Source organism: Alkalibacillus sp. S2W, assembly GCF_046764385.1.
GTDB lineage: Bacteria > Bacillota > Bacilli > Bacillales > Alkalibacillaceae > Alkalibacillus > Alkalibacillus almallahensis.
In genome coordinates, this window is sequence record NZ_CP177234.1 from 37,551 (window position 1) to 56,256 (window position 18,706).

Here is an 18,706-nt window from a genome sequence, read left to right on the forward strand (position 1 = left end):
CTCACTTATTCTTTATGAATTTATGAGAGGTCAATCGTTAATATGCATACATGCCGTGTTATAATGAGATTAGGTGATAAAGATGCAGGTATCATTCATGGATGAAGCGATCGAACAAGCGAAGCAAGCAGAGGCTATTGGTGAAGTGCCAATTGGCGCAGTGATTGTATATGAAGATAAAGTAATCGCTACTGGATATAATCAACGAGAGACGTCGCAATTAAGTGTAGCGCATGCGGAAATGATCGCGATTGAAGCGGCTAACCAACAAATCGGGAGTTGGCGTTTAGAAGATTGCACACTCTATGTCACGTTAGAGCCTTGTCCAATGTGTGCAGGAGCGATTGTTCAATCACGTATTCCTCATGTTGTATATGGTGCAACAGATCCTAAGGCAGGTTGCGCTGGTACGCTTATGAATTTATTAGACGATGATCGGTTTAATCACCGTGCGACTGTTACATCAGGTGTAAAGGAAGCAGAATGTGCGTCGTTATTAACTGATTTTTTCCGTCGATTAAGAAAACAAAAAAAGTCGACATAATTTGTTAACGAATTGGATTTCTTTGTTATTGCAAATTCGCTTTAAACGTAATATACTAGTATATGCGCTTTTGAAAAGGCGCTCCATAATTAAATGAACACTTGCCGTGCTAGGTGGGGAGGTAGCGGTGCCCTGTAACCCACAATCCGCTATAGTGGGACTGAATTCCCGTCTGAGGTAAAGTAGCTTTAAGGTCTGACGTCAGTGCACAGTGTTGACGTCTGGGTCCTGTGCAACGAGAACCCGTGAACCCTGTCAGGTCCGGAAGGAAGCAGCAGTAAGCGGCCCCTCTTGTGTGTCGCAGGGCAACCTGGACCGAGCTAGAATCTGACGTAACGCTTATGAGTTACTTTATCGAAGATGGGTGCACGGCGTACATAATGATGACAACTCACCTGTTAAGCGGGTGAGTTTTTTTAAGATATTACAGCGTTTACGAAACAATTGTATTACGTTTTGAAATGTCTGAATCGAATCGGTTATAATGGAAGAAGAGAAACTAAAGGAGATTACGTCCATGGCCTATCAAGCATTGTATCGAGTGTGGCGACCACAACAATTCACTGATGTTGTCGGTCAATCGCATATTACTAGAACGCTACAAAATGCGATTCTACAGTCTAAAGTCGCCCATGCTTATTTATTTACAGGACCACGCGGGACAGGTAAAACAAGTGCGGCGAAAATATTTGCTAAAGCAATTAATTGTAATTACGCCCCTGTCGAGGAACCATGTGGTGAATGTGATGCATGTCGTGGCATTCAAGACGGTTCGATTTCAGATATTATAGAAATAGACGCCGCTTCTAATAACGGTGTGGATGATATTCGCGAGATTCGGGATAAGGTGAAGTACGCGCCTAGTGCTTTGACTTATAAAGTGTATATTATTGATGAAGTGCATATGTTATCGACAGGTGCATTCAATGCTTTACTCAAAACCTTAGAAGAGCCACCTGAGCATGTGATGTTTATCTTGGCAACGACTGAACCACATAAGATTCCATTGACGATTATATCGCGTTGCCAGCGCTTTGATTTTAAACGAATTTCACAACAAGCCATTGTCGATCGCTTAAAATTAATCCTCGATGACAGTGATATTCCTTACGATGATCATGCGATTGTTCATGTTGGTCTCACGGCTGAGGGTGGTATGCGTGATGCGTTAAGTATACTTGATCAAGCGATCGCCTATAGTGAAGATGGCCATATTCATACGGAAGACGTATTAGCAGTAACCGGCTCGATTGCCCAAGAACAGTTGCTGGCAATGATTGAATCGCTCATTCAGCAAGATGGGAAGCAAGCTTTAACGCTACTCGACCAAATGATTCAAGAAGGAAAAGATCCGAGTCAGTTCGTTTTTGATTTTATCAACTTCTTACGTGATTTGTTAATGTACAACAGTGCAGATGGCATGGAAGAAGCGCTCGTTCGTGCGATTCCAAATGAGCAATTCCATCAAGTGCGTCAACAACTGACAGGTTACTGGTTAGAAGAAGCGATTTCAGTGTTAAACCAAACGCAACAAGATATGAAATGGACGAATAGTCCGAAAATCTTAGTTGAAGTGGCGCTGTTAAATATTCGCGAACTACCTAGTGAAGCTGAAGAACAACAGGGATCTGCCGCATCACCAGAACTGTTACAACAGATTGCGAACTTAGAGAAGGAACTGAAGACACTAAAAGAACAAGGTGTCCCTCAGGCTAATCAATCACAGGCACCACAAGAAGCACCTAAGCGCCAACAAACGAACCGTCAGAAGCAATATAAAGTCCCATATGAAAAAGTGCGCCAAACGTTATCGAACGCTACAAAAGACGATATTCAATCGGTTCGTCATAATTGGGCAACTTTTATGGAACAGTTAAAAAAGACAAGTCCACCTGCCCATGCTAAACTAGTGAATAGTGAGCCTAAAGCTGCTTCACCACAATCACTCATTATAGCGTTTGAATATGAAATTCATTGTAAGCTCATTGAAGAAAACCAAGAAATGATTGAAACAGCTTTAAGTGAATATATTGGTAAAAGGCTGACGATGATTCCAATTCCAAAAGATGATTGGCAGCCGATTCGAGAGGATTTCTTAAATCAACAATCAGATGATGAAACAGAAATAATGGCATCAAAAGAATCAACCGAACATGAGGAAGAAAGTAACCCAGCTGAAGAGGAACAAGTCATTACCGAAGCTCAACAGTTATTCGGGGATGATTTTGTAGAAGTGAAAGATTCTTAATAAAATATTTGATTGAAAGGGATGGATTATATGAATAATATGATGAAACAAATGCAGAAAATGCAGAAGAAGATGATGAAGGCGCAAGAAGAATTACATGAGATGTCGTTTGAAGCAACTGCTGGTGGCGGCATGGTTAAGGTTGTTGCTAATGGTAAAAAAGAAATCACAAATGTTGAGATTAATGAAGAAGTCGTCGACCCAGATGATGTTGATATGCTACAAGATTTAATTATTGCAGCAACGAATGATGTGTTAAAACAAGTAGATGACACAACAAACGAAAAGATGGGTGAATTCACGAAAGGTATGAATATGCCGGGAATGTTTTAGGAGGCCATGCTAATAAATGTATTATCCAGAACCAATTACGAAGCTAATTGATAGTTTCACAAAACTGCCAGGTATAGGTCCAAAAACTGCCGCTCGCCTGGCATTTTTTGTGTTAGAAATGGAAGAAGATGATGTATTAGATTTTGCAAAATCACTCGTCAACGCTAAACGTGAGCTAACGCATTGTAGTACGTGTGGTCATATAACGGATCAAGATCCATGTAGTATTTGTAGTGATGAATCGCGTGATGGATCAGTCATTTGTGTAGTCCAAGATCCGAAAGATGTGATCGCGATGGAAAAAATGAAAGATTTTCAAGGCAAGTATCACGTATTACACGGAACGATTTCGCCGATGGAAGGAATCGGGCCTGAAGATATAAACGTATCGACGTTGATTGAACGCCTTAAAGATGAGCAGGTAGAAGAATTAATCTTGGCGACGAACCCGAATGTGGAAGGGGAAGCGACGGCGATGTATATCTCACGTCTCGTGAAACCGTCAGGCATTCGTCTATCCCGAATTGCGCACGGATTACCTGTCGGAGGCGACTTAGAATACGCTGATGAGGTGACGTTATCGAAAGCACTAGAGGGACGTCGCGATTTATAATTGAATGAAGTTCTAATCGTGCTAATACGCACATAGGATTCTACTAGGATAAGCGAAAGGAGTTCTAGTATGGATCCAATTGTCGTGGTATTAGCACTTTTAGCTTTAATTGTTTTATTGTTGCTGTTTGGTGTTCCTGTTAGTATGATGCATTGGTTATCTAAAGGTGTATTTAAAATTGTGATAGGAGCATTGTTTATATTCATTGCTAATGTGTTTGGTGCAATGTTTGGTTTACATATTCCGATTAATTTATTTACATCTGTTGTTGCAGGATTCTTAGGCGTGATGGGTGTAGGAGCATTAGTGGCCATCCATCTGTTAATCTTATAGAGTTGTTGAAGGTAAAGCGAATGCAATACTGCACTCGCTTTATTTTTATAGCTTTGCCAAAGTCCGTTGTTGATATTGTGATCCGCTCTCGGTGGACGCTTTCCGTGGGCACGACTCGAGCCTCCTCGGAACTGAAGGAACTTCGGCTAAGTGCCGGACGTCAATCACAAACGCCGAAGTGACCCACATCCTGTGGGCCTCTGGGGGTCTCGAGACTTGTGCTGTTCCCACAAGAGTCGCCACCTTCGCTACTCACAAATCAACAACTAAGTGCTATATCAATCGAAAATCAACACTATACTTTAACAGTTCTATTTTATAAAAAGTTTCATAGAACATGTATAAGAATCTATTAAGCTGGGGATGATAGGTAGTGGAGGTGGAACCGATGAATCAAATGACCTTTCACTACTGCCAAGTGTGTGATCAATGGAAAGCGCAAGGAATCTATGTTTTAACGAATTTTATTTGTCAGTCATGCGAGCGTGCAATAGTTCAAACGAATCCTGAAGAAGAGCAGTATCAATATTACGTTGAGAAAATGAAATCTCGTCCGTTAACAAATCAGATGTTGATGTAATCTACTCTCCTATTTTTTATAGAATAATTTAAAAGACGCAACGACTATTAAATTTATAGTCGTTGCGTCTTTTAAATTGGCTTTGTTATAGTTTAGTGTTTATTTTTAAATAACAAAGTATTGAGTTGTTGAATTGTGAGTAGCGTTGGTGTCGACATTAGTCTTCTGGGTCGTCGATGGTATAGCGCGTGTCTCGAGATCCCGCTGTGATACAGTGATACAGCGAAAAAGGCGCATGATACAGCGCAATTGGTGCTCTATACAGCGAAATCTCTCCATTATACAGCGAAAACATACTTACATACAGCGAAACCATCGCTTGATACAGCGAAACCCCCAACACATACAGCGAAACTAAACTATACACCTAAAGCGGATCACGATATCAACAACGGACTTTAACAAAGCTTTTAAATTTAGAGCGTTTATTCAGGATCTTCTCCAATAATCCGAACTTCTCGTTCAAGGTCAACGCCAAAGGTTTCCTTGACTGTATTTTGCACGAGTTCAATCGATTGAATGTAATCCGTCGCTGTTGCGTTATTCTTGTTCACGATAAATCCAGCATGTTTAGTAGACACTTCAGCACCGCCGACGCCTTTACCTTGTAAATGACTGTCTTGAATGAGTTTACCTGCAAAGTAACCAGGTGGGCGCTTGAAGACACTGCCACAAGATGGGTATTCTAACGGTTGCTTTGATTCGCGTTTGTACGTCAAATCATCCACGACGGCTTTGATGTTATCGTATTGGCCTGGTTTTAAGACGAATAAGGCTTCTAAGACGATATAGCCTTTTTCAGGGATGTTGCTGTGGCGATATTGTAGGTCAAAGGCATCAGCTGAAAGGGTCAGTAAGTTGCCATCAGGGTCCACCACAACGGCTTCTTTTAAGACGTCTTTGATTTCGCCTCCATATGCGCCAGCATTCATGAACAATGCTCCTCCTACTGTGCCGGGGATCCCGCAGGCGAACTCTAATCCTGTTAGTTGTTCGTCTAACGCACGGTAGGAAACATCTATGATTCGAGCGCCGCTTTGTGCAATCATTTCATTTCCTTCGACTGTAATGTCTTTTAATTCTTTTAGGCTTAAGATAATCCCGCGAATGCCACCGTCTTTGACGATTAAATTCGATCCATTACCGAGTAGGGTGAATGGGAGTTGTTCACGGTTAGCCAATTTCACCACTTCTTGGACGGCTTCGTAGGAGGAAGGCGTGACGAAGTAGTCAGCTGCGCCGCCAAGTTTTGTATACGTATGGTTTCTTAAGGGTTCGTTAATCATGATATGGTCATCATCAAGTATTTGTTGTAATTGTTGTTCGATCGATGCATTAGTTGCCATGCAGTTCATCACCTCAACGCTTTGATTTTACGCGTATGAATGGTTTGTTATAGACGCGTCAGTTTATATTATTCTTATTATAACACGAAATGAATATTTACCGTTTGATGCAATGTGTTTTGAGACTTTTTTCGTGTAAGTTTAGTTAGAGACAGTTGTTGATATTGTGATCCGCTATCGGTGGACGCTTTCCGCGGGCACGGCTCGAGCCTCCTCGACCAAAAAGCGTGGTCTGCGGGGTCTCGATGCTCGTGCTATTCCCGCAGGAGTCGCCACCTTCGCTTCTCACAATTCAACAACTAAGCTAACGCACATTTTACAATTAGGTAATTAATTTTATTAAAACATTCGTGTAAAATAGGGTTATCAACTAATAGACTGGGTGATTAAATTGGATCAAAGCCAGAAACCGCTTGTTGACGCTTTAAAAGAGCATATAAGTAATTCACCGCACTCCTATCATGTCCCGGGGCATAAAAATGGGCAGTTATTTCCAGATGAGCTGGCTGATTGGTATCCCTTTTTAGCTTATGATGTAACGGAATTGCCTGGTTTAGATGATTTACATGAACCGAGTGGAACTATTGCTCAGGCACAACAATTAGCGGCACATTATTATGGTGTGGATGAGACGTATTTCTTGGTGAATGGGACAACGGCTGGTAATTTGGCGATGATTATGGCGACTTGTGAAGCGGGTGATCATGTATTAGTTCAGCGCAACAGTCATAAATCGATTATGCACGCACTTCATCTAGTAGGAGCGAGGCCGATATTTGTGACGCCAGATTTTGATCAAGCAACAGGCAGATTTAGTTCGTTGCGTGCTGAGGTAATGGCTGAGGCTATACATAGTGATCCAAGTATTAAAGCGATTGCGTTAACCTATCCAGATTATTTCGGTGCAACGTATGATTTAGAATCAATTGTAAAGGAAGCACACGCTCATCAGATTCCTGTTTTAATAGATGAAGCTCATGGGGCTCATTTTAATGTGAGTGATGCCTTTCCGAAGTCTGCGGTTGATTGTGGTGCAGATGTTATTGTTCAGTCAGCCCATAAGACACTGCCAGCCCTTACGATGGGTTCATTCTTACATTTGCAGTCAGCTTATGTGTCAGCTAACCTTTTAAAATATTATTTACAAGTGTTTCAATCAAGTAGTCCGTCTTATTTAATTATGATGAGCTTAGATTTAGCTCGTTATACAGTGGCGAATCTACATAAGGAAGACGTGAAGAAGACGCTAGACTGGATTGAAAAGTTTAACAAGACGATTGATCAGCTCGATGGTTTTCAAGTGTCAGCGGTTCGTAAAGGTGTTGATGATCCCTTAAAAACGATTATAACGTCCGATCGTTATAACTTACACGATGTGTTAATGTGGTTACATGAGAATGGAGTTGACGCTGAATTAGTCAGTGAACAACAACTATTATTGATTCATGGCTTAAATTTAGACGATGAATCGTGGAATGAGCGAATGCGAACGATGATGGATTGTTTGAAAGGCATTCCATTTAAGCAAAACCATGATAGAATAGAAACTAATATTTCATTTCAAAGTGGTATTGTACGTCTACCGTATTCTTATAAGGATTTGAGGCAATTCAGCCAAGTATGTATCAATTTTCAAGAAGCCATTGGTCGGATTGCTGCTGAGTCGATCACCCCTTACCCGCCAGGCATTCCTATCATTGTAGAAGGGGAAATCATTACATCTGAAGCGGTAGAAATGATAGAACAAGCAAAAGCTGAATCTGTCCATATTCAAACGACAGGTTCATCTAGTCATACACAGATTAAGGTTTATTCTATAGAGTAAAGGAAGAGTGTTGTGAGCGGATTATTTATTACATTTGAAGGTGGAGAAGGCGCTGGTAAATCAACAGTGATTCAATATATTGCCGATCAACTTGAGCATAAAGGGTATCAAGTATTAATGACGCGAGAGCCAGGTGGCATTGATATTGCGGAGAAGATTCGTCAAGTGATTTTAGACCCTGGGCACACGGCAATGGATGCGCGAACTGAAGCGTTATTGTATGCAGCTGCGCGCCGTCAACATTTAGTGGAACGGGTTATCCCTGCTTTAGAAGATGGTAAAGTTGTTTTATGTGACCGTTTTGTCGATAGTAGTTTGGCTTATCAAGGTCATGCTCGCGGTTTAGGGATTGACGATGTGTATGATATTAATAAATTTGCGATTGAGGATTGTATGCCAGATTTAACGATTTTATTTGATCTCGACCCTCAAATCGGCTTAGACCGGATACAAGATAATCATCAACGTGAGAAAAATCGTCTTGATTTAGAGAAGCTTGATTTCCACCAAAAAGTAAAAGAAGCCTATGATCTGTTAAAAGAACGTTTTTCTGATCGCATTCAAAGTATCGATGCCCATCAACCGATTGAAGCGGTACAACAAGCATGTGAAGCGACAGTTAATCAATATTTAGATCATCGATTTCAAAAATAATTCTTTATGAGTGCTAAATTGTCAAAAAACTTGTTATAATAGTAATAAGTATAGAGTCAGTTAAGAGGAGGATAAGGATGAAACTAATCCTTGCGATTGTACAAGATAAGGATGCTAACCGCTTGGCAGATGCGTTGGCAGACAATGATTATCAATCAACTAAATTATCATCGAGTGGCGGTTTTTTAAAGGAAGGTAACACGACCTTGATGATTGGTGTTCACGAAGACCATGTTGATCACGCGTTAGAAATCATTGAAGATAATTGTAGTCACCGTGATCAAATGGTAGCTCCAATTTCACCAATGGGTGGCAATGCAGACTCTTATATTCCGAAGCCAGTCAAGGTCGAAGTAGGTGGCGCAACCGTCTTTGTATTACCTGTTGACGCCTTCCATCAATTTTAAGCAGGAGTGACTGATTGTGAAAGTAACTCAAGAAATGCGTGCTCAATTAGAGGCCACGCAGCAAAAACAACCCAAACAAATGAATATGAAATCGTCATTCCAAAGCGTGGTCGGACAAGAAGCTCAGAAAATGAAGGAATCTGAGCTTAACCGCTTGCTAGGTGATTTAACCAAGCAAGGTGAAAAAGTGGCGAAATTTCGCTCCTTCCCTGACCTAGGCAAATACAAACAAATGGTTCGTCAATTTATCCAGGAAGCGACTAATTATGGTTTAGAGCTTGAACAGTCGCGAAAATGGGATTTAAATGGCGGGAACCAAACGTTATCAATTGTTAAACAAGTCGATGAAAAATTGGTCAAACTGACGGATGATGTATTAGATCAAGAGAAAAGCTCCATTGATGTATTAGATGATATTGGTGAAATTAAAGGACTTCTTATGAATTTATACGCTTAAATAGAACAGGATGACGTTAATGGAAACGTGGGCGCAGTTACAAGAAGTACAACCTGTGGCAACTCGTATGTTACAAAACAGTATTGTTAAAAATAGAATGGCACACGCTTATTTATTTCATGGGCCAAAAGGGACTGGCAAACAAAACGCCAGTCTTTTATTTGCGATGCGGTCGTTTTGTGAAGAGGCTGTAGAAGAATCGAGTGAACCTTGTGGGGAATGTCGGTCATGTAAGCGAATTAAATCAGGCAATCATCCTGATGTCCATTGGCTAGAACCAGAAGGTCAATCGATTAAAAAAGAACAAATCGAATTTCTGCAAAAAGAATTTACATACACAGGCTTAGAATCTAATCAAAAAGTTTATATCTTATCAGAAACTGACAAAATGACAACCAATGCGGCTAATCGCTTATTGAAATTCTTAGAAGAACCCAGCCAGCAGACGGTGGCGATTTTGATGACTGAGAATGTGGGTTCTGTGCTGAACACAATTTTGTCACGTTGCCAACGTATACAATTCCATGCTTTGAATCAAAATGATTTAACACAGCAATTTATCGAACAAGGGTTACCTGAGTCGACGGCACAAATTTATGCTGCCCTTAATTTTGATTTAAACGAAGCCCTGACTTATGAAGAGGATAGTTGGTTTGCCGAAGCGCGAAAAATAGTGATACAATTAATAGATAAAGTCATGAATCCTAAAGAAGAAGGATATCTGTTCCTCCATCAAGTGTGGCTACAACATTTCCAGGAACGCCACCATCACGAGCTAGGAATAGATTTATTAATATTATGGTATCAAGACATTATTTCATACCATTTAGACCGACAAGATCGTATCGTTTTAATTGATCAAAATGACCGATTAAAGCAATTTCACTATACGATGACATTACATGAAGCCAAAGCGTGTGTATATGAATTGCTGCAAACGAAACGTAGGTTAGCCTACAATGTTCACAATACACTTGCAATGGAACATTTAGTCCTTCAATTGCAGAGGTGATAAACGTGATAGAGATTATTGGTGTCCGCTTTAAACAAGTGGGTAAAATATATTATTTTGACCCAGGAGAGCTACAATTAACAACTGAAGATTATGTCATTGTTGAAACGGCTCGCGGGATCGAGTTTGGTCGCGTTGTGATTTCAAATCGTCAAGTTGATGAAGAAGATGTTGTCTTACCGCTTAAGAAAGTCATTCGGGTAGCAGACGACAAAGATAAATTGACGGTAACTGAAAACAATGAGATGACAAACCAAGCGATTAATGAATGTTCGAGTAAGATCAAAGAGCATCAACTAGATATGAATTTGGTTGATGCCGAGTATACATTTGACCGTAATAAAATTATTTTTTACTTTACGGCAGATGGACGTGTGGACTTCCGCCATTTAGTGAAAGATTTAGCATCAGTATTTAAGACACGAATTGAATTACGTCAAATTGGGGTACGTGATGAAGCTAAGATGTTAGGCGGAATCGGGCCTTGTGGACGCATGCTTTGTTGTTCTACGTTCTTAGGTGACTTTGAACCTGTCTCAATTAAAATGGCAAAAGATCAAAACCTATCATTAAATCCAGCCAAAATTTCTGGATTATGCGGCCGTTTAATGTGCTGCTTAAAATATGAGAATGATATGTACGAAGAAGCTAAACAAGAGCTGCCTGATATTGGTGAAAGCCTAACAACTTCTAACGGATCTGGTAAAGTTGTCGGCTTGAATATGTTAGAGCGCCTTGTGCAGGTTGAGTTAACAGAAATGGAACGCACAGTCGAATATACAGTTGATGAATTAATTGATGAAGGCGCCATTAAAGTGCCAGCAACAGAGTAATGAGGTGGATGTTGTGAACAAAAAGGAAGTGTTAGAGCGTTTTTCTCATTTAGAAAAACAGTTTGAAGAATTACAGCAAGATTTTTCGTTGTTGAAAAACGATCTCGTTCAACTAATGGAAGAAAATCATCAATTATCGCATGAGAACCATCACTTGCGTCAGCGTGTAGACGATTTAACACAGGATGAACCCGCTAAACATGAACATAAAGCAGCCAAGCGAGTTGGCGAAGGTTATGATAATTTGGCGCGAATTTATGAAGAAGGCTTCCATATTTGTCACGTCTATTTCGGAACACCAAGAGAAGAAGAAGATTGTATGTTTTGCTTAAAGTTTTTTAACTAGATAGATTCACTGAACATCCTTTACTGCTATGTGTAGTAAAGGATGTTTATTGTTAGCGTGTTTATGATTATTAGAAGAGAGGTTTAAAGGGCATGGTAGAATTAAAAGGTGATGAACGAATTGACTACTTATTTACCGATGATGAACGGCAAGTGATTCAAAGCCCGTCAGCGTTCGCATTTTCAGCTGATGCTGTCTTGTTAGCTGATTTCACATATTTACCAATTAAACGTGGTCGTGTCATGGATTTGTGTACAGGTAATGGCGTTATTCCGTTGTATCTGTCTAAGCGTTCCAATGCTTCAATCTATGGCGTTGAAATTCAAGAACGGTTATATGATATGGCCTTGCGTAATGTTAAACTAAACCAACTAGAAGATCATATCGAAATGATCCATGGTGACCTTCGTGAGGTATCGAAACAGTATAATCAACAGTTTGATGTTGTGACGTGTAATCCGCCGTACTTCAAAACGGATTCGAAAGAGAAACAAAACAATAATGATTATTTAACGATCGCAAGACATGAGGTTTATGGCGGGTTAACTGATGTGTTACAAGCCTGTAGTCGTCTGGTCAAATCAGGGGGCAAAGTTTCGATGGTTCATCGTCCCAATCGTTTAGTTGAAATCATGACCTTAGCTGAAACCTTTCAATTAGCGATCAAACGACTAAAGTTCGTCCATGCCAAACCAAATCGAGATGCGACCATGGTATTAATCGAGTTTTTAAAAGATGGAAAATCAGATATTAAAGTCGAGGCGCCGTTTTATATTCATCAGGAAAATGGAGCGTACACAGATGCGATGAAGGCGATTTTACATGGTTAGAAAGGAAGAATTATCACATGGTTCAGATTCAAAAAAGTTTCGGTAAAGACCAGAGCTCAACTTTATACATCGTCCCAACGCCGATTGGAAATTTAAATGATATGACATTCCGAGCGGTGGATGTCTTAAAACAAGTCGATTTAATTGCTTGTGAAGATACACGGCAAACGAAGAAACTATTAAATCATTTTGAAATAGAAAAATCACTAGTCAGTTTCCATGAACATAGTGAGGAAGCAAAGCGGGCAAGTTTGATCGATAATTTGCGTGAAGGGAAATCAATTGCTTTAGTGAGTGATGCTGGTATGCCGCTCATTTCGGATCCAGGCTACACATTAGTGCGAGATGCGCGTGAAGAAGGACTTCATGTCGTTGTCTTACCAGGTGCCAATGCAGCATTAACCGCTTTAGTTGGCTCAGGGTTACCAACTGATACGTTTACGTTTGCTGGATTTTTGCCGAAGAAAGATCAAGACTTACGAAATCGTTTAAAAGAGTTAGATCGGACAGGAAATACTTTGATTTTTTATGAGTCGCCTTATCGTGTCAAACAAACCTTAAAACGGATGACAGATGTATATCATGCATCTCGCCGAGTAACACTGGCTAGAGAGCTAACTAAAACGTTTGAGGAGTATGTGTCTGGAACCATTGAGGAAGTTTACGGATGGGCATGTTCAAATGATGCCACTATACGTGGTGAATTTTGCATCACTGTAGAGCCAGCTGATCAAATAGATGAGGAAGAAGATCGTTGGTGGGAATCCTGGTCTATTATTGAACATGTTGATTACTATAAGTCAAAAGAAGCTATCAAAACGAAAGCAGCGGTCAAAAAAGTGGCCTTAGATCGTGGTGTTTCGAGTCGTGATATTTATGATGCTTATCATGAGTCCTAAACGTAGAAAAAGCGGAGCATCATAACCCCGCTTTCTCACTTCAATCCATTTTCTTTTGGATTTCATTAATTAATTGTTGTGCACCTTCTTTACTTAGAACGATGTTTCCGTCGCCAACTGTGATGTTGTCGTTAGAAACTTCTCCAGTAATTTGGCAAGCCATATTAGGTTGGTATTTCTTAAGCACAATTTGATCGTCGTCAACGTAAATCTCAAGAGCGTCTTTAACGTTGATATCTAATGTACGACGAAGTTCAATTGGAATAACGACTCGTCCTAATTCATCGACTTTTCTGACAATACCAGTTGATTTCATTTTGTTTCTCCCCTCTCGATCATAATTTCGCTATCTTTCGAGACTAAATTTACCACTCTTTGTATGTATAGTCAATTAATTAAAGTATATTTACCAGTAAAGTGTTTCAAATTGAAACAACATACATGAATGGTGTAGATATGTCTTAAAGAAATAGGATGTACAATGAAAAACAATGGAAATTAACGCTTAAAATCGTTACAATAGAACCTAACTGAATAGATTAATGATTATGTTCTATCTTAGTCCATTGTTGGAATTGTGATCCGCTATCGGTGGACGCTTTCCGCGGGCACGGCTCGAGCCAGGCAACTACATCGAATAAGCATCTCTGCTACTTGCACCGAGATAGCCTACTTCGAAGCATCATTAGAAGACGCAGGTGCATCCCTCGGCCAAAAGGCGTGGTCTGTGGGGTCTCGAGACACGTTCTGTTCCCGTGACGGCCCGGACGGCCTAATGTCGACGTTGGTCACAGGACGTGACCGAACTTAGTTGACCAGGAGTCGCCACCTTCGCTTCTCACAATTCAACAATTTAGAGCTAGCTTTATAAATCTTGAAACTAAAATTTTAAATAAGCTTATAATAGCTATATAGGAGGTTTCTTAATGCCTGAGGAGAAGAATACGTTTTATATTACAACACCTATTTACTACCCAAGTGGCAATTTACATATTGGCCATGCGTATACAACGGTTGCAGGTGACGCGATGGCTCGGTATAAACGATTAAGAGGCTATGATGTCATGTACTTAACAGGTACTGACGAGCATGGCCAAAAAATTCAACGCAAAGCGGAAGAAGAGGGGACTTCTCCGAAAGAGTATGTGGATGGCATCGTAAGTGGTATTCAATACTTATGGGATAAGCTAGATATTTCTCATGATGACTTCATACGGACAACTGAGGATCGTCATAAAGTCATTGTTGAAAAAATCTTTGACCAACTCGTCCAACAAGGCGATATCTATTTAGATGAATATGAAGGTTGGTATTGTACGCCTTGTGAGTCTTTCTTCACTGATCGTCAATTAGATGATGGTCATTGTCCTGATTGCGGTCGTCCAGTTGAACGAGTTAAGGAAGAATCGTATTTCTTTAAGATGAGTAAATATGTTGATCGTTTAGTGCAGTTTTACGAAGATAATCCAGGCTTTATCCAGCCGGAATCACGTAAAAATGAAATGCTAAGTAACTTTATTGAACCAGGTTTAGAAGACTTAGCGGTATCAAGAACGACTTTCGAGTGGGGTGTAAAAGTCCCTGGTGATCCTAAACACGTAATCTATGTTTGGGTTGATGCATTATCCAACTATATTACAGCACTAGGCTACGGAACAGAAAACGACGAACGCTATCAAAAATATTGGCCAGCTGATGTGCATTTAGTTGGTAAAGAGATTGTTCGTTTCCATACCATTTATTGGCCAATCATGCTTATGGCTCTTGATTTGCCACTTCCAAAGAAAGTGTTTGCGCATGGTTGGTTACTCATGAAAGACGGTAAAATGTCTAAGTCAAAAGGCAACGTCGTCGATCCAGTTGATTTAATTGATCGTTATGGTTTAGATGCGCTTCGTTATTACTTATTACGCGAAGTTCCGTTTGGTTCTGACGGTGTCTTTACGCCAGAAGCATTCGTGGAGCGTTCAAATTATGATTTAGCCAATGACTTAGGTAACTTATTAAATCGTACGGTAGCGATGATTAATAAATATTTTGATGGTCATGTGCCAGCGATTAATCTAAACGAAACAAGTTATGATACAGACTTAATGAAGTCAGCAACGGAAACGAAACAAAAAGTTGAAGCAGCAATGGATGAGATGGAATTCTCAGTTGCTCTTTCGACGTTATGGCAATTTATCAGTCGCACGAATAAATACATTGATGAAAATGAACCTTGGGTATTAGCTAAGGATGAGGCACAACGCGATCGTTTAGGTAATGTGATGGCTCATTTAGTCGAGTCTCTTCGCAAGATTGCTATTGTGCTTCAACCATTTTTAACGTCTACACCGAAAAATATCTTTGATCAGCTTGGCATTCAAGATGAGGCGTTACAAACATGGGATAGCATTGCTGAGCATGATCTTGTTCAAAACGTACAAGTCGTGAAAAAAGGTACACCAATCTTCCCTCGTCTTGACACAGAAGAAGAAGTTCAGGCGATTGTAGATATGATGACGAAAAACTCACCAAAACCGACTGAAGAAGCGGAAAATGAGCAAAATGAAGACCAATCAGAGGAAATCACTATTGATGATTTCTTTAAGATCGATTTCCGCGTTGGTGAAGTCATTCACGTGGAACAAGTTCCGAAGACAGATAAATTATTAAAAATACAACTTGATTTAGGCTATGAGAAGCGTCAAGTTGTTTCGGGTATTGCAGAGCATTATGGTGAGCAAGATCTAATCGGTCGAAAAGTGATTTGTGTGAGCAACTTAAAACCAGCAAAACTTCGCGGTGAATTATCAGAAGGTATGATTCTAGCCGGAGAAGACGACAATGGTCATTTAAGCCTCGCAACCATCGATCAATCCTTACCAAACGGAACACAAATTAATTAAAAGATAAGGATTGTTAAAGTTAAGTGTTGATTTTCGAAACATGAAGCACTGAGTTGTTTTATTGTGAGTAGCGAAGGTGGCGACTCCAGTGGGAACAGCACGAGTCTCGAGACCCCGCAGGAAGTGCTTTTCTTCCGAGGAGGCTCGAGCCGTGCCCACGGAAAGCGTCCACCGGGAGCGGATCACAATAGTAACAACGGACTTTAATATAGCCAAAATTAAAAGGGGCGAAATTCGTCCCTTTTTCATGTAGATGAAAAGGAGTGCAACGTCATGTTATTTGATACACATGTGCATTTAAATGCTGATCAATTTATGGAAGACCGTGATGAAGTCATTCAACGAGCTTTAGATGAAGGCGTTACTGAAATGGTAGTCGTCGGTTTCGATCGTAAAACTATTCCTATAGCCATCGAAATCGCTGAACAATATGATTTCATCTACGCAGCAATAGGATGGCATCCTGTTGATGCGATTGATATGCAAGATGAGGACTTACAATGGATAGAAGAATTAAGCGCTCATGAAAAAGTTGTCGCCATTGGAGAAATGGGCTTAGATTATCACTGGGACAAGTCACCGAAAGATGTACAAAAAGACGTATTCCGCCAACAAATCGCTTTAGCTAAACGCGTGAATATGCCAATTATTATTCATAACCGCGAAGCAACAGCTGATATTGTTGAGATCTTAAAAGAAGAACAGGCAGGAGAAACTGGCGGCATTATGCACTGCTATAATGATGATGTCTCTTACGCAAAAGAATGTTTAGACTTAGGATTTCATATATCTTTAGGGGGGCCTGTCACGTTTAAAAATGCGACAGATCCCAAAATCGTAGCCCAAGAGGTACCGCTTGATAAGCTATTAATCGAAACGGATTGCCCATTTTTAGCTCCGCATCCGAATCGAGGCAAACGTAATGAGCCAGCTTATGTCAAACTCGTAGCTGAGAAAATTGCTGAACTCAAAGAGATCTCAGTTGATGAAGTAGCAAAAGAAACAAATAAAAATGCCAAAAATCTATTTCGCATATAATGAAAAAACCGTTCATAAAATAAAATGACCCACGTACGTATAAATCAAGTATGCTTGGTTAATGATGGTTTTAGGTATCAAATAGCGACCAATTTGTAAACAAATATCAAAGATTGTCATCAAAATGTAATGTGTAAATAGGACTTTTTTAATTGACTTATTGGTATAGGGTGCCTATAATCGGTTGCGTACAAGGAGGCATAGTTTATGGCAAATTTTGAACAGGCGAAAGGAAGCGGACGTCGCTTCACGTCGAAACACATGTCTATTATTTTCTTTTCAGTGTTAATTGCCTTTTTCTCAGTTGCCATGTTTATCAGCGATGCAATGAAAGCTGAAGTTTCAGTCTCTATAAACGGTGAGGAAGAAACTGTTCATTCAACGGCTGACACCGTTGAAGGTTTATTGACTGAAATAGACTTAGAGGTTGGTAAACATGATGAGTTGTCTAAGTCATTAGACGCTCCAGTAGAAGATGGAATGGAGCTTACTTACAAAGAAACAGATGAAGTCGTCGTTACAATTGGAAATAAATCAAATCATTACTATACAACAGAAGATAACGTACAAAACTTTTTGAAAGATGAAGGAATTGAGCTATCCGAAAACGATCAAATGTCCGTTTCGGCTCAAGATGATATTCGCAATAATATGCATATCGCAATCAATAAAGCTCTTGAAGTCACCATTAATGATGGTGGTGAAATACAAACAGCTCATGTTCCTAATCAAACGGTAGAAAATCTATTAAACAAGCAAGGGATTGCATTAGATGACAATGATCGTATCAATGTGGATCCTACTGAAAAAGTAAAAGATAACCGTACAATCGAAATTGTTCGCGTTTCTACAGAGTATGAAACAGTCGAAAAAGATGTTCCTCATGAAACAGAAACACGTGAAGATGATTCGATTATGCAAGGTGATAGTGAAGTCGTTCAATCAGGTCAAGATGGTAAAAAAGTGGAAGAATACAAGATTACCAAAGAGAACGGCGAAGAGGTTTCTCGTGAACTAGTTGAAGAGGAAATCGTTGAGGAAAGTGAAAATCGTGTGGTCGCAAAAGGAACAAAGCAGCCAACACAAACAGCACAATCTAGCTCATCAAATGAGTCGAGTTCACAATCATCAGATGTTCAACAAGTTTCCGAATCATCTGGTGGCTTTCAAACGTTCACTTCAACGAAATATACAGCAGACTGTAGTGGCTGTTCAGGCTATACAGCAACAGGCGTAAACGTTAATAATAAAACAACTCATAACGGTATGAGAATAATTGCTGTTGATCCTGGTGTTATTCCGTTACATTCTAGAGTAGAAGTAAAAACACCTTCTGGTTCATTCACAGCTATTGCGCTTGATACAGGCGGTGCCATTAATGGTAATAAGATTGATATTTTAACAAATTCAAGATCAGACGCACTCCAATGGGGTCGTAGATCTGTTCAAGTTCGCGTACTTGATTAATATTTTCGCCTTGAGAAGAATCCTGCTATACTATGAAGGTATAGCAGGAT

General features: G+C 40.0%; 20 protein-coding genes and 1 other RNA gene. 19 read left to right on the forward strand and 2 right to left on the reverse strand.

The features are described 5' to 3' along the window. Positions 1–82: 82 nt before the first annotated feature. From tadA to ACKXGF_RS00240, 7 genes are all read left to right on the forward strand, one after another. A complete protein-coding gene (tadA, locus tag ACKXGF_RS00210; protein ID WP_411954391.1) occupies positions 83–544 on the forward strand; it encodes a tRNA adenosine(34) deaminase TadA in 462 nt (153 codons plus the stop codon). A gap of 104 nt (positions 545–648) precedes the next feature. Further along, positions 649–916, forward strand: an RNA gene (gene ffs / locus ACKXGF_RS00215) — signal recognition particle sRNA large type. Between the two features lie 145 nt (positions 917–1,061). Then, on the forward strand, positions 1,062–2,792 hold the full coding sequence (gene dnaX, locus ACKXGF_RS00220) for a DNA polymerase III subunit gamma/tau (protein ID WP_411954392.1): 1,731 nt from the start codon (positions 1,062–1,064) through the stop codon (positions 2,790–2,792). Positions 2,793–2,804: 12 nt separating this feature from the next. Continuing rightward, a complete protein-coding gene (locus ACKXGF_RS00225; protein ID WP_411954393.1) occupies positions 2,805–3,125 on the forward strand; it encodes a YbaB/EbfC family nucleoid-associated protein in 321 nt (106 codons plus the stop codon). A gap of 16 nt (positions 3,126–3,141) precedes the next feature. Beyond that, a complete protein-coding gene (recR, locus tag ACKXGF_RS00230) occupies positions 3,142–3,738 on the forward strand; it encodes a recombination mediator RecR (protein ID WP_306974107.1) in 597 nt (198 codons plus the stop codon). A gap of 69 nt (positions 3,739–3,807) precedes the next feature. Further along, the gene (locus ACKXGF_RS00235; RefSeq protein ID WP_411954394.1) at positions 3,808–4,071 is read left to right on the forward strand and encodes a pro-sigmaK processing inhibitor BofA family protein; all 264 of its coding nucleotides are present in this window, start codon (positions 3,808–3,810) and stop codon (positions 4,069–4,071) included. Positions 4,072–4,444: 373 nt separating this feature from the next. Beyond that, on the forward strand, positions 4,445–4,651 hold the full coding sequence (locus ACKXGF_RS00240; protein ID WP_411954395.1) for a sigma factor G inhibitor Gin: 207 nt from the start codon (positions 4,445–4,447) through the stop codon (positions 4,649–4,651). A gap of 425 nt (positions 4,652–5,076) precedes the next feature. Here the strand turns inward: ACKXGF_RS00240 and murB are convergent, their stop codons facing one another. After that, on the reverse strand, positions 5,077–5,997 hold the full coding sequence (gene murB, locus ACKXGF_RS00245; RefSeq protein WP_411954396.1) for a UDP-N-acetylmuramate dehydrogenase: 921 nt from the start codon (positions 5,995–5,997) through the stop codon (positions 5,077–5,079). Positions 5,998–6,388: 391 nt separating this feature from the next. Here murB and ACKXGF_RS00250 point away from each other — a divergent pair, with 391 nt between their 5' ends. From ACKXGF_RS00250 to rsmI, 9 genes are all read left to right on the forward strand, one after another. Next, positions 6,389–7,822, forward strand: a complete 1,434-nt coding sequence (locus ACKXGF_RS00250) for an aminotransferase class I/II-fold pyridoxal phosphate-dependent enzyme (RefSeq protein ID WP_411954397.1) — start codon at positions 6,389–6,391, stop codon at positions 7,820–7,822. A 12-nt stretch (positions 7,823–7,834) separates the two neighbouring features. Then, positions 7,835–8,476, forward strand: coding sequence for a dTMP kinase (tmk, locus tag ACKXGF_RS00255; RefSeq protein WP_411954398.1), 642 nt, complete (start codon positions 7,835–7,837; stop codon positions 8,474–8,476). A gap of 77 nt (positions 8,477–8,553) precedes the next feature. Continuing rightward, positions 8,554–8,883 carry a cyclic-di-AMP receptor gene (locus tag ACKXGF_RS00260; RefSeq protein WP_167262924.1) on the forward strand — a complete coding sequence of 110 codons (330 nt, stop codon included), beginning with the start codon at positions 8,554–8,556 and terminating at the stop codon, positions 8,881–8,883. A gap of 16 nt (positions 8,884–8,899) precedes the next feature. Then, complete coding sequence (locus tag ACKXGF_RS00265) at positions 8,900–9,340, forward strand: YaaR family protein (protein ID WP_167262922.1); 441 nt, start codon at positions 8,900–8,902, stop codon at positions 9,338–9,340. 19 nt (positions 9,341–9,359) lie between these two features. Beyond that, a complete protein-coding gene (holB, locus tag ACKXGF_RS00270) occupies positions 9,360–10,352 on the forward strand; it encodes a DNA polymerase III subunit delta' (RefSeq protein WP_411954399.1) in 993 nt (330 codons plus the stop codon). 5 nt (positions 10,353–10,357) lie between these two features. Next, positions 10,358–11,185, forward strand: coding sequence for a stage 0 sporulation family protein (locus tag ACKXGF_RS00275; RefSeq protein ID WP_411954400.1), 828 nt, complete (start codon positions 10,358–10,360; stop codon positions 11,183–11,185). Between the two features lie 13 nt (positions 11,186–11,198). After that, positions 11,199–11,531, forward strand: coding sequence for an initiation-control protein YabA (locus tag ACKXGF_RS00280; RefSeq protein ID WP_167262917.1), 333 nt, complete (start codon positions 11,199–11,201; stop codon positions 11,529–11,531). A gap of 92 nt (positions 11,532–11,623) precedes the next feature. After that, entirely contained in the window at positions 11,624–12,361 is a 738-nt protein-coding gene (locus ACKXGF_RS00285) for a tRNA1(Val) (adenine(37)-N6)-methyltransferase (RefSeq protein WP_411954401.1), read from the forward strand. Positions 12,362–12,378: 17 nt separating this feature from the next. Next, positions 12,379–13,260 carry a 16S rRNA (cytidine(1402)-2'-O)-methyltransferase gene (gene rsmI / locus ACKXGF_RS00290; protein WP_411954402.1) on the forward strand — a complete coding sequence of 294 codons (882 nt, stop codon included), beginning with the start codon at positions 12,379–12,381 and terminating at the stop codon, positions 13,258–13,260. A 40-nt stretch (positions 13,261–13,300) separates the two neighbouring features. On the opposite strand, the gene ACKXGF_RS00295 is transcribed toward rsmI, so the two are convergent. After that, positions 13,301–13,576 carry an AbrB/MazE/SpoVT family DNA-binding domain-containing protein gene (locus ACKXGF_RS00295; protein ID WP_306974132.1) on the reverse strand — a complete coding sequence of 92 codons (276 nt, stop codon included), beginning with the start codon at positions 13,574–13,576 and terminating at the stop codon, positions 13,301–13,303. A gap of 610 nt (positions 13,577–14,186) precedes the next feature. On the opposite strand from ACKXGF_RS00295, the gene metG reads away from it, so the two are divergent. From metG to ACKXGF_RS00310, 3 genes are all read left to right on the forward strand, one after another. After that, complete coding sequence (gene metG, locus ACKXGF_RS00300) at positions 14,187–16,151, forward strand: methionine--tRNA ligase (protein WP_411954403.1); 1,965 nt, start codon at positions 14,187–14,189, stop codon at positions 16,149–16,151. 273 nt (positions 16,152–16,424) lie between these two features. Further along, entirely contained in the window at positions 16,425–17,189 is a 765-nt protein-coding gene (locus ACKXGF_RS00305; protein ID WP_411954404.1) for a TatD family hydrolase, read from the forward strand. A gap of 207 nt (positions 17,190–17,396) precedes the next feature. Next, positions 17,397–18,656, forward strand: a complete 1,260-nt coding sequence (locus tag ACKXGF_RS00310; RefSeq protein WP_411954405.1) for a ubiquitin-like domain-containing protein — start codon at positions 17,397–17,399, stop codon at positions 18,654–18,656. The last annotated feature ends 50 nt before the right edge of the window (positions 18,657–18,706 follow it).

Bases quoted from the DNA above. Each gene is read 5' to 3' on its own strand.
- ACKXGF_RS00295 (WP_306974132.1), bottom strand. From the start codon at position 13,576: ATGAAATCAACTGGTATTGTCAGAAAAGTCGATGAATTAGGACGAGTC.
- ACKXGF_RS00235 (WP_411954394.1), top strand. From the start codon at position 3,808: ATGGATCCAATTGTCGTGGTATTAGCACTTTTAGCTTTAATTGTTTTA.
- ACKXGF_RS00310 (WP_411954405.1), top strand. From the start codon at position 17,397: ATGGCAAATTTTGAACAGGCGAAAGGAAGCGGACGTCGCTTCACGTCG.
- metG (WP_411954403.1), top strand. From the start codon at position 14,187: ATGCCTGAGGAGAAGAATACGTTTTATATTACAACACCTATTTACTAC.
- holB (WP_411954399.1), top strand. From the start codon at position 9,360: ATGGAAACGTGGGCGCAGTTACAAGAAGTACAACCTGTGGCAACTCGT.
- recR (WP_306974107.1), top strand. From the start codon at position 3,142: ATGTATTATCCAGAACCAATTACGAAGCTAATTGATAGTTTCACAAAA.
- ACKXGF_RS00285 (WP_411954401.1), top strand. From the start codon at position 11,624: ATGGTAGAATTAAAAGGTGATGAACGAATTGACTACTTATTTACCGAT.
- dnaX (WP_411954392.1), top strand. From the start codon at position 1,062: ATGGCCTATCAAGCATTGTATCGAGTGTGGCGACCACAACAATTCACT.
- tadA (WP_411954391.1), top strand. From the start codon at position 83: ATGCAGGTATCATTCATGGATGAAGCGATCGAACAAGCGAAGCAAGCA.
- ACKXGF_RS00305 (WP_411954404.1), top strand. From the start codon at position 16,425: ATGTTATTTGATACACATGTGCATTTAAATGCTGATCAATTTATGGAA.
- rsmI (WP_411954402.1), top strand. From the start codon at position 12,379: ATGGTTCAGATTCAAAAAAGTTTCGGTAAAGACCAGAGCTCAACTTTA.
- ACKXGF_RS00260 (WP_167262924.1), top strand. From the start codon at position 8,554: ATGAAACTAATCCTTGCGATTGTACAAGATAAGGATGCTAACCGCTTG.
- murB (WP_411954396.1), bottom strand. From the start codon at position 5,997: ATGGCAACTAATGCATCGATCGAACAACAATTACAACAAATACTTGAT.